The following is a 13,726-nucleotide window of genomic DNA, read 5'->3' on the forward strand; positions in this document are numbered from 1 at the left end:
ATGGCCGACACCACCCTCGTCGACCGCCACGAGCCGCTCTGGAAGCGGCTCCCGGTGGTGGTCCAGCTCCGCAAGAGCACCGGTTGGCAGCGCGCGATGCTCATCGTCGGCGTCGTCATCTGCGCCCTGTACCTGCTCGTCGCGGTGTTCGCCCCGCTCCTCGCCCCGTACGGCTTCGGCCAGCTGCAGGGCGCGGACGGCGAGAGCTTCCCCCGCACTGGCGAACCGAGCGCCGAGCACATCTGGGGCACCACGGTCGGCGGCTTCGACGTGTTCAGCCGCGTGCTCTACGGCGCCCGCACGGCCGTACTCGTCGTCATCGTCGCCGTGATCGTCTCGATCATCGTCGGCGTCCTGCTCGGCATGGTCTCCGGGTACCTGGGCGGCTGGCTCGACCGCGTCCTGGTGGTCGTGGCCGACGCCATCTACGCGTTCCCGTCGCTGCTGCTCGCGATCATCGTGTCCATCGTGATCTCCGGCGGCAACTCGAGCTACTCGGGCGGCATCATCGCCGCGGCGATCTCGATCACCGTCGTCTACGTGCCGCAGTACTTCCGCGTGGTCCGTGCCGAGGCCGTCCGGCTGAAGAACGACGCCTTCGTCGAGTCGGCGCGCGTGATGGGCACGAACCCGTGGCGCATCATGACGCGCCACGTCCTGCGGAACTCGACGCGTTCCCTGCCGCTCATCCTGACGCTCAACGCGAGCGACGCGATCCTGACCCTGGCCGGGCTCGGCTTCCTGGGGTTCGGCATCGGCCCGACGTCCGGCGCCGAGTGGGGCTACGACCTCAGCCGCGCGCTCTCCGACGTCGCGAGCGGCGTCTGGTGGACCGGGGTGTACCCGGGTGTCGCGATCGTGGTGCTCGTGCTCGGCGTGACCTTCATCGGCGAGAGCCTGAACGACATCTCCGACCCCCGCCTGCGTGCACGCCGACGGCTGAAGCAGCTGGTGTCGACGAGCGACGCGCGCGGCACCGAGGCAGCGCGCGACGCGCGCCACACCCCCGACGGCAAGGCATCGCCCGACGCCGACGCAGCGCCCGACACGCGGAACGACACGGAAGGGACGGGCGCATGACCCCGACCACCCGCCTGCAACCGGGCGACACCACCACCGAACCCGTCGTCGTCGTCGACGACCTGACGGTCACCTTCGCGACCGACGGCGGCGCCGTCGACGCGGTCAAGGGCGTCAGCCTCGACGTCCGCCCCGGCGAGGTCCTCGCCCTGGTCGGCGAGTCCGGCTCCGGCAAGTCCGTCACTGCCCGCAGCATGCTGCGGCTCATGCCGGAGACGGCGACACTCGGCGGCGCGGTGCTGCTCGACGGCACCGACGTGGTGAGCGTCGGCGCGCAGAAGCTCCGCAGCCTGCGCGGAACGGCCGGGGCGATGGTGTTCCAGGAGCCGTCGACCGCGCTCAACCCGGTCTTCACCGTCGGGTGGCAGATCGCCGAGGGGCTCCGTGCCCACGGCGGCGTGTCCAGGAAGGAAGCACGGGCGAAGGCCATCGACTACCTCGGTCGCGTCGGGATCCCCGACCCCGAGACCCGCGTCGACCACTACCCGCACCAGTTCTCCGGTGGGCAGAAGCAGCGCGTGGTGATCGCGAGCGCCCTTGCCCTGGAGCCGAGCGTCATCATCGCCGACGAGCCCACGACCGCGCTCGACGTCACGGTGCAGGCCGAGATCCTCGACCTGCTGCGCCGGTGCCGCGACGAGTTCGGCACGGCGATCGTCGTCATCACGCACAACATGGGCGTCGTCGCCGACCTGGCCGACCGCGTCGCCGTGATGTACCAGGGCGAGATCGTCGAGGAGGCGACGGCGACGGCGCTCTTCGCGACGCCGCAGGCCGACTACACCAAGCGGCTGCTCGCAGCGGTGCCGCGGCTCGAAGCGTCGACCGGGATGGCCCGGCGTGCCGCGATCGCCGAGGACGTCACGCCCCTGGTCGAGGCGAAGGGGCTCGAGATCGAGTACCCCGGCCGGCTCGGCTCGCCGGCGTTCAAGGCCGTCAAGGGCGTCGACCTGGCGATCCGTCCCGGTGAGGTCCTCGGCCTGGTGGGGGAGTCCGGCTCGGGCAAGACCACCATCGGCCGCGCCATGGCCGGTCTGACGAAGGTCACGGGCGGCTCGCTCACGGTCCTCGGCGCGGAGATGCTCGGGTACCGCGAACGCGACTTCAAGCACCTGCGCAAGGACATCGGGTTCGTGTTCCAGGACCCGGCGACCTCGTTCAACCCGCTGCTGACGATCGCCGAGTGCGTCGCCGAGCCGCTGGTCGTGCACAAGGAGGTCTCGAGCCCCCGCGCCGCGCGCAAGCGGGTCGACGAGCTGCTCGAGGCCGTCCAGCTGCCGGCAGCGTACGGCGACCGCTACCCGCACGAGCTCTCCGGTGGGCAGCGCCAGCGCGCGTCGCTCGCCCGGTCGCTGGCGCTCCGGCCGAAGCTGCTCATCGCCGACGAGCCGACGAGCGCGCTCGACGTCTCGGTGCAGGCTCGGGTGCTCGAGCTCTTCCTCGAACTGCAGCAGGACCTCGGCTTCGCGTCGCTGTTCATCAGCCACGACCTCGCGGTCGTGGGCGCGCTGTCCGACCGGATCGCCGTGCTCTACCGCGGTGACCTTGTCGAGACGGGCACGACGGCCGAGGTCCTCGGCGCCCCGCAGCACCCGTACACGCAGCGACTCCTCGCGTCGCTGCCGGTGCCCGACCCAGCGGAGCAGGCGGAGCGACGGCGTACGCTGGAGCGACTGGAGAACGTCGGGTCCTGACCCGACGTGACCCACCCCGGAGGCCCGGCTGACGTCGTCGACGCACGCCGTGCCTCCAGGGTGGTCACCTCCACTGCTGTACGCACGACGGGCCTGCCAGGGCGGCCCGTCGCGAACCGTCGCCAGGGGGCGGCGTGGAAGGGGACCCATGATCGCGGTCAACGGACCGGCGGTCGTCGCGGACGACGTGTCGATCGAGTACCGGGGCGGACGCGGGGGCGAGTCCATCCGGGCCGTCGACGGCGTGAGCCTGTCGGTGCGGCAGGGGGAGATCCTCGCCCTGCTCGGCGAGTCGGGGTCGGGCAAGTCGACCTTCGCCGCCGCCATCGCCGGTCAGCTCGGATCCCACGGCGAGGGCGAGGGTGCGCTGCGCCGACACATCGTCGGCGGCGAGCTGACCGTGCTCGGGCAGAAGACCCGGGGCCTGCGTCCCTCGTCGCGCAAGCTCGAACGGCTGAGCGGCCGGATCGGCTACCTGCCGCAGGACGGCGCAGACCGGCTCAGCCCGGACCTCACCGTCGGCGAGGCCGTCGCCGAACCGATCTACGCACGCGACCGCCGGTTCGACCGGCGTGAAGCAGGGCTCATCGTGGCTCGGCTGCTCGACGCCGTGCACCTGCCGCTCGGGACGATGCGCCTGAACACGTGGGAGCTCTCGAGCGGCCAGCGCCAGCGGGTGGCCCTGGCGAAGGCGCTCGTGCTCGAACCCCAGCTGCTGGTCGCGGACGAGCCCGCGCGCGGCGTCGACGTCCTGGTGCGGCAGTCGGTGCTCGAGGCCCTGGCGACCCTGCAGCGCGGACGACAGTTCTCCGCCGTCGTCGTGTCGAGCGACCTGCGCGAGGCCCGTGCGCTGGCCGACCGCGTCGCCGTGATGGCCGATGCCCGGCTCGTCGGGCTCGGCACCTTCGACGAGGTCCTCGACAACCCCGTCGACCCCTACGTGAAGACCCTCGCGTCGACCGCGGCGCGTGGTGTGAAGCGCCGTCCGGCGCCGACGACGGCCCGCCGCTCGTCCGCGCCGCGCCGTCCGCTCGCCGCCGGCACCGGCCCGCGCACCGACCGTCAGGAGAACGCATGAGCACCCCGACCCAGGGCCCGCGCGGCCACCGTGCCGTCGTCCCCACCTCGGGTGCGCCGCTGCCGGTCGAGGCCCCGCAGGCCGGTCCCGTCGCCGTGCTGCCCGAGCCGACCGACCTGCACGTGGACGCCGTCACCGCGGCCGGTGGGACCGTCGCGCCGCTCGACGCCGACACCCGCGGGATCGTCTGGCTCGACCCCCACGACCCGTCCGGCCTGGCCGACGCCCTGTCGTCCGTGCCCGGCGTCGGTTGGGTCCAGCTGCCGTTCGCCGGCGTCGACGCCTTCGCGCACCTGATCCAGGAGCACGGCGACCGCGTGCTGTTCACCTCGGCGAAGGGCGCCTACGCGGAGCCCGTCGCCGAGCACGCACTGGCACTGACCCTCGGCACGCTCCGGGTCCTGCAGCAGCGCGCCCGTGCGTCGTCGTGGGCGACCGAGCCCGAGGGCGTGTCGCTGTACGGGCGGAACGTCGTCGTCATCGGTGCCGGCGGGATCGCGCTCGAGTACCTCCGGCTGCTCGCGCCGTTCGACGTCGAGGCCACCGTGGTGCGTCGCTCGCCCGACCCCGTCCCGGGAGCCGCTCGGACCGTCACCACCGACGAACTCGACCAGGTCCTGCCCGACGCCGACGTCGTGATGATCGCGGCGGCGATGACCTCGGGCACCGCGAAGCTCTTCGGCGAGCGGCAGTTCCGGCTCATGAAGCCGTCCGCTCGGCTCGTGAACATCGCGCGCGGCGGACTCGTCGACACCGATGCCCTGGTCGCCGCGTTGCGTGCCGGGGAGATCGCTGCGGCGGGACTCGACGTCACCGACCCGGAGCCGCTGCCCGACGGCCACCCGCTCTGGTCCGAGCCCGGCGCGGTCATCACCCCGCACCAGGCCGACACCCCGGAGATGGTCGCGCCCCTGCTCGCCGAGCGCGTCCGGCTCAACACCACCGCCTTCCTCGGGGGTGCCGGCGAGGGCTTCGTCGGCGTCGTCGACCCGGTCGCCGGGTACTGACTCCGGGCGCCCACCGCGCGGCGCGCCCGGGCGGCGTGTCCGATGCGGTGGCGGGCCTCAGGGTCCTGCTATGCTGTTACCCGTTGTTCGCACGTCTTTCGCCAGCGGACAGTGATCCTCGATAGCTCAATTGGCAGAGCAGCCGGCTGTTAACCGGCAGGTTGTTGGTTCGAGTCCAACTCGGGGAGCGACAGGTCCTCACCCCTCGGGGTGAGGACCTTTTGTGTTCTCGACGGTCCGAATGCCCTCGTCGGGCCCAGCGGGGCGCGCTGCTAGCCTGGGCGGGCGCACCCAGAACCACGGAAGGCCACTGTTCGATGTCGTTGACCCACGAGTCCGCCACCGGACGTGTGACCGGTGACCGGTCCACGGGTCTGCTGGACCGGGCCAACCGCGTGCTCTCCTCACGCACCGCGTTCGTGGTCGTGCTCGTGGCGTTCCTGCTCGTCGGCTTCCTGTTCGCCGTCACGATCCACGTCCCTGCTTCGGCGGCCCCGGACGAGCGTCGGCACATCGGCAACATCATGCTCTACGCGGCTCGCCCGTGGAACGCCGGCCCGTTCCTGCAGGACGTCGACGCGTCGAAGCTGTGGCTCGGCGAGGTCACGCGCTTCCCGGCGTACCTCTACTACTACCTGATGTCGTTCCCGGCGAAGGGGACGCAGGCGCTCGGGCTCCACCTGGAACAGACCGTGATGGTGCTGCGGAGCATCGACGTCCTGGCTGCCGGGGCCGGTCTGTACGCCCTCCGTGCGATGTTCCGGAACGCCGGGGTCCCGACGGCGATCGGCCTGCTCGCCACCGTGGTGACCGCTTCCACCGGCCGCTACGCCTGGCAGGCCGCCACCATCAGTTACGACGCGCCGTCGATGGCCGCCTTCTTCCTCTTCGCCGCCGTCGCGGTCAAGGTCGCCCGTGGCGGTGGACTGCGAACGCTCGCGTGGCTGGTCGTCACCGCGATGCTGGCGCTCATGTTCAAGTACTCCCAGGCGCCGCTCGTGCTGGCCGGAGCCTTCTTCGCCGTGCTGTTCCGGTACCGCGTCGACGGTTTCTCGTGGCTCCGGCACCCCGTGCGTCGAGCCGTCTCGGGCTTCCGCGAACGGCCGTGGCGGTCCGTCGTCCTGGTGGTGATCGGCGGCGCGTTGCTCGCCCTGGTGCTCGAGCGCTTCGGTGTGAACCTGCTCGTCTACCGGGCACTCAACCCCGACTGCGCCGAGATCCACAGCCGCGACGCGTGCATGAACTTCGGCATCTTCCGTCGGAACTACAACGCGGTCCGGACCCACGACCTCGAGGTCGCCGCCGGCACGCTCGAACCGTTCCGGCCGGTCTCCTTCCTCTGGATGTGGATCACCACCTACTTCCGGTCGCTCTTCTTCTTCTGGGGTCCGTCGCTGCCCTGGCGCCCGAACACCGCCGTCGTGCTGTTCGGCGCCGTCGCCAGCGTCGGTGCCGTGGCGATCGCGATGACCCAGATGCGCCGGGTGCTCCGGAACGCGGCCATGTGGTGGCTGGCAGCCGTCCCCGTCGCCTACACGGTGGCGGTGCTGTGCTTCAACGCCGCGACCGCGGTGAACCTCCGGCAGGACTTCGCGTTCTCGGGCCGCTACCTGTTGCCGGTGCTGCCGATGATCGCGGCCGTGGTGCTGCTCGGTCTCGCCTCGTGGATCCGACGGCTGCACGGGCGCGCAGCCACCGTGGCGTGGGTCGTCGTGATCGTGGTGGGTGTCGTGCTCTTCGTCTTCTACAACCCGATCAGCGCCTTCTTCCCGTACGCCAACTCGGCGGCCTGGTACTCGAGCTGGGCCCGCGACGTCCTGCCCCAGTGGCTCACGGGGGTGCGCTCGTGAACCGCGCCGCACGGTTCCGCGGCGTCGTCGTGGCTGCCCTGACCATCCTGTTCTTCGTCGTCATCGGCGTCGCGGCCTTCGCGCGAACCGGGGGGACCAGCGCCGGGGAACGCCAGATCGGTTCGTGCACGGTCCGCACGGCGCCCGAGCCGGGTGCCGTGACGACCTGCCCGGAACAGGACCTCGCCGGTGTGCGCTTCGCCACCGTCGACCTGCGTCTGGCCGACCTGCACGGCGCGGACCTGCGCGGTTCGGACCTGCGTGACAGCGTGCTCTACGGCGCCGACCTGCAGGGGGCGAACCTGCGCGGAGCGGACCTGCGTGGTGTCGACCTGTACAGCGCGGACCTGCGGGGGGCGGACCTGCGTGACGCCGACCTGGGCAGCGCGGACCTGACGGTCGCCGACATCAGCGGGGCGCAGATCGACGGCATCGACTTGAGCAAGGCGAAGCTGGCCGGTCTGACCGTCACGGGGACGCCACTGGAACTCGCCGACCGGACGCTGCAGAGCCCCGACGGCAAGCCGGTGACCGTGCCCATCCGGCTCGACCTGCCGCGCGGGGTGTCGTCGACGAGCTGCGTCCGACAGGACGTGCAGGCTCCGGTCGGCACCACCCAGGTGCGCTGCCGGATGAGCACCGATGCCGACCGCGGTGGTCGGCTCGACCAGCGCGCGACGATCACGGTCACCGGCCCGACACCCTGACCGACGTCGCTCGTGCGGCTGGTACCCGGCGGATGCTGTTAGCGTTCACAGGTGCACCGTTCTCGTTCCCCTCGATCCGCCCTGCTGGGCGTCGTCGTGGCGGTGACGGCGGTGCTCACCGGCTGCAGCAGCGTCGGTCCGGACACCGATGCGTCCGAGGACCCGACGAGCTCGGACACCGGGCTGGGTTCAGGCGCGTCACCGGTCGTCTTCGCGTTCGTCTGCGGCGGGGACGGCGCTGACCGCGCGAGCTACACGACCTACGCAGCGGTGTGGGAAGCCGCGCGTGCCGACTGCTCGGCGAAGCGGCTGACCGGCTCGGTGCCGTCGAGCCAGCAGCAGTCCGCGGTGACGGCGGCGCGCGGTGACGCGACCCTGGTCGAGCTCGCGAGCGCCTGCGCGGTGCGCGACTCGGCGCCGTGGACGTCGGCGGTCGCCGACGAGCGCGGTGCCCACGTGGCCGAGGGGCTCCTGCGGTACTGCCCGGGCCACCCGGAGACCGACCGCCTGCGGGACGCGCTGGCGGCGTACCGGGGCTGACCCGGGCCTCCAGACCGACCGCCTGACCCACGACCGACCGACGGCCGCGGGACGGGCGTCAGCCCTCGGGGTGGTCGCGACCGGGCAGCCAGGACTGGCCGGGGCCGCCCCAGCTGCTCTTGCGGATCGCCTTGGCGACCTGCTTGCCGTAGGGGTGCACGAGACGGTCGGCGTAGAGCCAGCCGTCCAGGTGGTCGTACTCGTGCTGGAAGATGCGGGCCAGCCAGCCGTGCGCCTCGACCTCGAACGGGGTGCCGTGCTCGTCGGAGGCGCGCAGCAGGGCGCCCTCGGAGCGGCGGAGCGGGAAGCGCTCGCCCGGTATCGACAGGCAGCCCTCGGACTCCTCGTCCTCGTCGAGCTCCTCGACGGACTCGGGGACCGGGGGCGTGGTCCACAGGACGGGGTTCGCGGCGGCGCCCCGGTGCAGCACGTCGTCGTCGTCGGTGTAGGAGTACACGAACAGGCGCTTGCCGACGCCCACCTGCGGTCCGGCCAGGCCGACGCCCGGTGCCAGGTCCATGGTCTCGAGCATGTCGGCGACGAGGGAACGGAGGTCGTCATCGAACGCGGTGACCTCGGCTGCACGCTCGTGCAGGACGGGTTCGCCGGTGATGCGGATCGGGAGAACGGCCATTCACCCAGGTTATCCGGCGGGGGACGGTAGCCTCGACGCGTGACGACGGACCTCCAGCTGCCCGACGCCGTGAGCAACCTCACGCCGTTCCAGGCGCTGATGATCCCGGTGGCCCTGGTCGGTGCCGTGTTCTTGTCGCTCGGGGCGCAGTTCCAGAGCCGTGGGGTGCAGCGGGTCGAAGCGCGTCTCGGTCGGCAGTCGAAGGGGCTGAGCGTCCGCCACGTGGTGGGGCTCGTCTCGAGCGGCTACTGGGTGCTCGGCACGCTCATGCTCGGCATCGCGGTGGTGCTGCAGCTCATCAGCATCACGTTCGCGCCGCTGATCGTCGTGCAGCCGCTGGGTGCCGTGGCGCTGGTGATCACGACGTGGTTCTCGTCGCGTGCGTCGGGGATCCCGCTCGGCCGTCGTGCTCGTCGTGCCGTGTGGACGTGCATCATCGGTGTCGGCATCTTCGTCGGGATCGCGGCGTTCGTCGGGCACGAGAGCGCGATCACCCGCCAGCAGCTCGTCACCGTGCTGGTGATCCTGGCGGTCGTGCTGGTGCTGGTGCTCGTGTCGTTCCGCCTGGTCGCCAAGCGCCGGAACGCCCTGTACTACATCGTCGGCGCCGGCGTGCTCTACGGCTTCGTGGCGACGCTGGCCAAGGTGGTGCTGAACCGGTTCGTGAACCACACCTTCGACTGGTTGACCGTGCTCGCCATCGTCGGCGTGGTCGTCGCGGCGTCGCTCGGCGGGTACTTCGTGCAGAACGCGTACTCCAGCGGCTCGGCCGACCTGGTGATCGCGGGGCTGACCGTCATCGACCCGATCGTCGCGGTCGGCATCGGCGTGATCGTGCTCGGCGAGGCAACGGGGGCGCCGTGGTTCGCGGTGGCGGGGTTCGTGGTCGCCGCGGGCATCGCCATCACCGGGGTGTTCCTGCTCGCCAAGCACCACCCCCAGACCCGGACCTGACGGCCGCGGCGCGCTCGGCGCTCGGCGCCCGGTGGTCGCGGCGCTCATCCGCGCGGCTGACGCGACCGTCGATCCCGGTGCGATAGCGTCACAGCCGACCAGCCATCGCCCACGAGAGGACGAACTCAGCCGTGTCAGGAGACGCCACCACCGCCACCGCCGGACCGACGGGTGCGACGGGCGGTCACCGACCGCTGCGCGTGCTGATCGCAGCGGACACCTTCGCCCCCGACGTCAACGGCGCCGCGACCTTCGCCGAGCAGCTCGCCGTCGGACTGGCCGAGCGCGGGCACGAGGTGCACATCGTGGCCCCGGCGTCGAGCCGCCACTACGGCACCTTCGACGAGGAGCACCACGGCGTCACCCTCGTCGTGCACCGCCTGAAGTCGTACAAGTGGCCGCTGCACCCGTGGCTGCGCTTCGTGTGGCCGTGGAGCGTCCGGAAGTGGACCGCCCCGATCCTCGACGCGGTCAAGCCCGACGTGCTGCACATCCAGTCGCACGTGGTCATCGGTCGTGGCATCGTGCACGAGGCGAACGACCGCGGCATCCGGGTCATCGCGACGAACCACTTCATGCCGGAGAACCTGCTCGAGTACACGCCGTTCGGCAAGTGGACACTGCCCCTCGCGCTGAAGATCGCGTGGAGCGACGCCGCCAAGACCTACCGGCTGGCCGACACGATCACGACGCCGACCAACCTGGCCGCCGACTACCTGCGGAAGGCCATCGCCGGCCAGCAGGTCCTGGCGATCTCGTGCGGCATCGACGCGTCCCGCTACGTCGCGCGCGAGGGGCGCCCGGTGAACAACGACATCGTCTTCGTGGGCCGGGTCGCCCCGGAGAAGAACCTCGACGTCCTGGTCCGTGCCGTGGCGCTGCTGCCGGCCGAGCTGGCCACGACCCTGACCATCGTCGGCGACGGCGAGATGATCCCGAAGCTCACCGCACTGGCGAAGGAGCTCGGGCTCGAGGACCGCGTGCGGTTCCTGGGCTTCGTCTCGGACGAGCGCAAGCAGGAGGCCCTGACCAACGCGACGGTGTTCGCGATGCCGTCGACGGCCGAGCTGCAGAGCATCTCCTCGCTCGAGGGGATGGCGTCCGGGCTCCCCGTGGTCGCAGCCGACTCGATGGCGCTCCCGCACCTGATCGACGGCAACGGGTACCTGTTCACCCCGGGCGACGTGGACGACCTGGCAGCGAAGCTCACGACGGTGCTCACCGCCCCGGAGTCCGACTACGTCGCGATGCGGGAACGCAGTCTGGCCATGATCGAGGCACACGACATCAACCGCACGCTGTCGACGTTCGAGTCGCTGTATCGTGGTGAGCCGGTGGCTTGAGGGCCTCCGGCGAGGGGCGGTAGCCAAGCTGGTCAAGGCAGTCGGCTCATAACCGAACGATCCGCGGGTTCGAGTCCCGCCCGCCCTACGTGCACATGCCAAGGAAGCGCGACACGTCGCAGGACGACCACGCACCGACACCGAACGTCACCTTCGAGGTGACCCGTGGCGGTACCGGCGTGCGCGTGAACGCGTTCCGGCTGGGGTTCATGGGCGCCATCGGGGTCCTCGTCGCCCTGCTCGCCGGGTCGATCATCAACGAGCTGAGCACGGTCCTGGTCTACATCGGGGTCGCGCTGTTCCTGGCGCTCGGCATCGACCCGCTCGTGTCGTTCCTCGAGCGGATCATCCCGCGGTGGGCGGCCATCACGATCGTCGTGGTCGGGGTGCTCGGGGCCTTCGCCGGCATCGTGTTCGCGGTGGTGCCGATCCTGGTGGACCAGGCGTCGAACCTGATCCAGAACTTCCCCGAGATCGTGCAGGACATCTCGCAGCAGCAGTGGGTGCAGGACCTGTCGAAGCAGTTCGCCGGGTCGTTCGACATCGACCACGCGCTGCAGTCGCTGCAGTCCTTCGTCGAGAAGCCGGGCAACCTGCTCAGTGTCGGCGGCGGGATCCTGGCGGTCGGCAGCGGGATCCTGTCCGGGGTCACCGGGGCGCTCATCGTCATCATCCTGATGCTCTACTTCCTCGCGTCGATGCGGGGCATGAAGCGTGCGGCGTACCGGTTCGTCCCGGCGTCGCGTCGTCAGAACTTCATCGACGTGAGCGAGCAGATCACGCAGGCGGTCGGTCGCTACGTCGTCGGGCAGGTGTCCCAGGCGCTCATCAACGGCATCCTCAGCTTCTTCTTCCTGCTCATCATCGGGGCGCCGCTGCCGGTGCTGCTCGCGTCGTTCGCGTTCCTCGGTTCGCTCATCCCGCTCGTCGGAACGTTGGCCGCCGCGATCGTGATCTCGTTGCTCTGCTTCTTCGCGTCACCGGCGACCGCCCTCGCCGCGGCGATCTACTACCTGGTGTACATGCAGGTCGAGGCCTACTTGATCTCGCCGCGCATCATGTCGCGAGCGGTCCAGGTACCCGGTGCGCTCGTGGTCATCGCCGCCGTCGCGGGCGGCACCATCGGCGGTGTGCTCGGCGCACTCGTGGCCCTGCCCGTCGCGGCGTCGGTCATCATCATCGTGCAGAAGGTCATCTACCCCCGCCAGGAACAGTCGTGACGCGCGGCGACGGCGCGAGCGCCGCGGTCGCCGCCTTCGCCGAGCACGTCGACGAACGTGACCGCTGGGCGCGCAGTGCTCGCGGACCGCTCGCCCTGGTGAACGCGCAACACGTCGACCACCCGCAGCCGGTCTGGCCGGTCCCCGGCACCTGGGCTCCGGCGCCCGGCGGACTCACCGTCACGGCCGAGGCGTCCGACGGCATCGTCGTGGACGGCGTGCCGGTCGACGGGACGGTGCTGGTCGCGGGGGACACCGCCGTCGTCCCGTCCACTGTCGCGCTGCCGGACGGCTTCGCCGGCACCGTCACCGGCGACACCCTGCGTGTCTGGGACCCGTCGTCCGAGGCGATCGCCCGCTTCGCGCACATCGCCCGCTTCGCGCGGTCCGGCGACCGGGTGACGTCCGGCACGTACGTCCCGCTGGTGGACGACGGCCAGGAGGCCCGTGGCAGCGTCCGCGACGCCGCCGGCGACGCCCTGCCGGTTGCCGGACACGTCGAGACCGTCGTTGATGGCGCCACGGTGCGGTTCGTCGCTGTCCGGTCGGCCGCGTTCCGCGGAGTCGCGAGACTGCAGCTCATCGTGCAGGACGCCACGAGTGCCCTGGCCGAGGACGACCCGAGCAGCAGCTACTCGATGGGTCGGTTCCTGTACCTCGACGACCCCGGCGCCGAGTCCACGGTCGAGCTCGACTGGAACCTGCTGGTCCTGCCGCCGTGCGCGTTCTCGTACCAGTACGCCTGCCCGATCCCTCCGGAGGAGAACCGTGTCCCCGTGCCGATCACGGCGGGGGAGCGGCACCCCGTCGACGCGAGCGGTGCCGTCCTGCACTGAACCCGGTCGGGTCCTTGCCGTTCCCAGGCGTGGCGCTGCATAATGGGCGTGTCCCGCCGGGACATCACAATCGCATACCGATGGTTCCGTGGCCCCTCGGGTCAGGATCCTCCGCACCAGGTCGATGGGGAAGTCGCACCTGACGTATCGGAGGAACCGTGAACGGAACGACGACAGGAGTGCTCTACGTGCACTCCTCACCCCGCGCGCTCTGCCCGCACGTCGAATGGGCAGCAGGTCGCGCGATGAACCGCGCCGTGAACTTCTCGTGGCTCGACCAGCCCGCGCAGGACGGTGCGCGTCGGACCGAGTTCACGTGGACCGGTGCGGTCGGTGCCGGTGCCGCGATCGCCTCTGCCCTGCGCGGGTGGGAGCACCTGCGGTACGAGGTCACCGAGGAGCCGACGAGCGCCTCGGACGGTGGTCGCTGGATGCACACGCCCGACCTCGGGGTGTTCTACGCGCAGACCGACGTCACGGGCAACATGGTCATCCCCGAGGACCGGGTGCGCTACGCGATGGAGGTCGCGGGCAGCAACGCCCTCGAACTGCACCGTGAGTTGCGACTGGCCCTCGGGCAGGCCTGGGACGACGAGCTCGAGCCCTTCCGCCACGCCGCCGAGGGCAACCCGGTCGTCTGGCTGCACCGCGTCGGCTGACCCGGACTCGCCACACGCCGGCGTGTCGGGTGCGCCGGACGCCGGCGTGTCGCCCGGACACCGCCACAGACTCGAGACGCCGCCGAATACGGCGGCGTCTCGTCGTTCCCAGGGCGCGGCAGCG

General features: G+C 71.2%; 13 protein-coding genes and 2 tRNA genes. 14 read left to right on the forward strand and 1 reads right to left on the reverse strand.

Features of this window, described 5'->3' with window-relative positions; all coding sequences use genetic code 11:
• The 8 genes from ACL00U_RS07245 (at window position 1) to ACL00U_RS07280 (ending at window position 7,956) form a co-directional block, all read left to right on the forward strand.
• Window positions 1-1,080: an ABC transporter permease gene (locus tag ACL00U_RS07245; protein WP_042539014.1), complete on the forward strand. Its 1,080-nt coding sequence runs from the start codon at window positions 1-3 to the stop codon at window positions 1,078-1,080.
• Entirely contained in the window at window positions 1,077-2,774 is a 1,698-nt protein-coding gene (locus tag ACL00U_RS07250; protein WP_262117455.1) for an ABC transporter ATP-binding protein, read from the forward strand. Before ACL00U_RS07245 ends, ACL00U_RS07250 begins: the two co-directional genes overlap by 4 nt.
• A 148-nt stretch (window positions 2,775-2,922) precedes the next feature.
• On the forward strand, window positions 2,923-3,852 hold the full coding sequence (locus ACL00U_RS07255; protein WP_017886698.1) for an ATP-binding cassette domain-containing protein: 930 nt from the start codon (window positions 2,923-2,925) through the stop codon (window positions 3,850-3,852).
• Window positions 3,849-4,859, forward strand: a complete 1,011-nt coding sequence (locus ACL00U_RS07260) for a D-isomer specific 2-hydroxyacid dehydrogenase family protein (protein ID WP_017886699.1) — start codon at window positions 3,849-3,851, stop codon at window positions 4,857-4,859. Before ACL00U_RS07255 ends, ACL00U_RS07260 begins: the two co-directional genes overlap by 4 nt.
• A gap of 115 nt (window positions 4,860-4,974) precedes the next feature.
• Window positions 4,975-5,047, forward strand: a tRNA-Asn gene (locus ACL00U_RS07265).
• Between the two features lie 129 nt (window positions 5,048-5,176).
• Window positions 5,177-6,709 carry a hypothetical protein gene (locus ACL00U_RS07270; RefSeq protein WP_159556454.1) on the forward strand — a complete coding sequence of 511 codons (1,533 nt, stop codon included), beginning with the start codon at window positions 5,177-5,179 and terminating at the stop codon, window positions 6,707-6,709.
• On the forward strand, window positions 6,706-7,416 hold the full coding sequence (locus ACL00U_RS07275; RefSeq protein ID WP_262117457.1) for a pentapeptide repeat-containing protein: 711 nt from the start codon (window positions 6,706-6,708) through the stop codon (window positions 7,414-7,416). The genes ACL00U_RS07270 and ACL00U_RS07275 overlap by 4 nt, the downstream gene beginning before the upstream one ends.
• 51 nt (window positions 7,417-7,467) lie before the next feature.
• Window positions 7,468-7,956 (forward strand): hypothetical protein, encoded by a 489-nt coding sequence (locus ACL00U_RS07280; RefSeq protein WP_140447958.1) that lies wholly within the window; start codon window positions 7,468-7,470, stop codon window positions 7,954-7,956.
• A gap of 58 nt (window positions 7,957-8,014) precedes the next feature.
• On the opposite strand, the gene def is transcribed toward ACL00U_RS07280, so the two are convergent.
• A complete protein-coding gene (gene def, locus ACL00U_RS07285) occupies window positions 8,015-8,590 on the reverse strand; it encodes a peptide deformylase (RefSeq protein WP_412874000.1) in 576 nt (191 codons plus the stop codon).
• A gap of 39 nt (window positions 8,591-8,629) precedes the next feature.
• Here def and ACL00U_RS07290 point away from each other — a divergent pair, with 39 nt between their 5' ends.
• From ACL00U_RS07290 to ACL00U_RS07315, 6 genes are all read left to right on the forward strand, one after another.
• The gene (locus ACL00U_RS07290) at window positions 8,630-9,544 is read left to right on the forward strand and encodes a hypothetical protein (protein ID WP_017886704.1); all 915 of its coding nucleotides are present in this window, start codon (window positions 8,630-8,632) and stop codon (window positions 9,542-9,544) included.
• Window positions 9,545-9,675: 131 nt separating this feature from the next.
• Window positions 9,676-10,887 (forward strand): glycosyltransferase, encoded by a 1,212-nt coding sequence (locus tag ACL00U_RS07295; protein WP_042539008.1) that lies wholly within the window; start codon window positions 9,676-9,678, stop codon window positions 10,885-10,887.
• Between the two features lie 13 nt (window positions 10,888-10,900).
• Window positions 10,901-10,975, forward strand: a tRNA-Ile gene (locus ACL00U_RS07300).
• 7 nt (window positions 10,976-10,982) lie between these two features.
• Entirely contained in the window at window positions 10,983-12,107 is a 1,125-nt protein-coding gene (locus ACL00U_RS07305; RefSeq protein WP_017886706.1) for an AI-2E family transporter, read from the forward strand.
• Window positions 12,104-12,943 carry a DUF1684 domain-containing protein gene (locus tag ACL00U_RS07310; RefSeq protein ID WP_412874001.1) on the forward strand — a complete coding sequence of 280 codons (840 nt, stop codon included), beginning with the start codon at window positions 12,104-12,106 and terminating at the stop codon, window positions 12,941-12,943. The genes ACL00U_RS07305 and ACL00U_RS07310 overlap by 4 nt, the downstream gene beginning before the upstream one ends.
• Window positions 12,944-13,101: 158 nt before the next feature.
• Window positions 13,102-13,602 (forward strand): DUF3145 domain-containing protein, encoded by a 501-nt coding sequence (locus tag ACL00U_RS07315; protein ID WP_031259468.1) that lies wholly within the window; start codon window positions 13,102-13,104, stop codon window positions 13,600-13,602.
• Window positions 13,603-13,726: the final 124 nt, after the last annotated feature.

The sequence above is a fragment of the Curtobacterium poinsettiae genome, from assembly GCF_047226435.1.
Lineage (GTDB): Bacteria > Actinomycetota > Actinomycetes > Actinomycetales > Microbacteriaceae > Curtobacterium > Curtobacterium poinsettiae.

Excerpts from the sequence above, each read along its gene's own strand:
- ACL00U_RS07255 (WP_017886698.1), top strand. The coding sequence starts at position 2,923 with ATGATCGCGGTCAACGGACCGGCGGTCGTCGCGGACGACGTGTCGATC.
- ACL00U_RS07245 (WP_042539014.1), top strand. The coding sequence starts at position 1 with ATGGCCGACACCACCCTCGTCGACCGCCACGAGCCGCTCTGGAAGCGG.
- ACL00U_RS07270 (WP_159556454.1), top strand. The coding sequence starts at position 5,177 with ATGTCGTTGACCCACGAGTCCGCCACCGGACGTGTGACCGGTGACCGG.
- def (WP_412874000.1), bottom strand. The coding sequence starts at position 8,590 with ATGGCCGTTCTCCCGATCCGCATCACCGGCGAACCCGTCCTGCACGAG.
- ACL00U_RS07260 (WP_017886699.1), top strand. The coding sequence starts at position 3,849 with ATGAGCACCCCGACCCAGGGCCCGCGCGGCCACCGTGCCGTCGTCCCC.
- ACL00U_RS07250 (WP_262117455.1), top strand. The coding sequence starts at position 1,077 with ATGACCCCGACCACCCGCCTGCAACCGGGCGACACCACCACCGAACCC.
- ACL00U_RS07305 (WP_017886706.1), top strand. The coding sequence starts at position 10,983 with ATGCCAAGGAAGCGCGACACGTCGCAGGACGACCACGCACCGACACCG.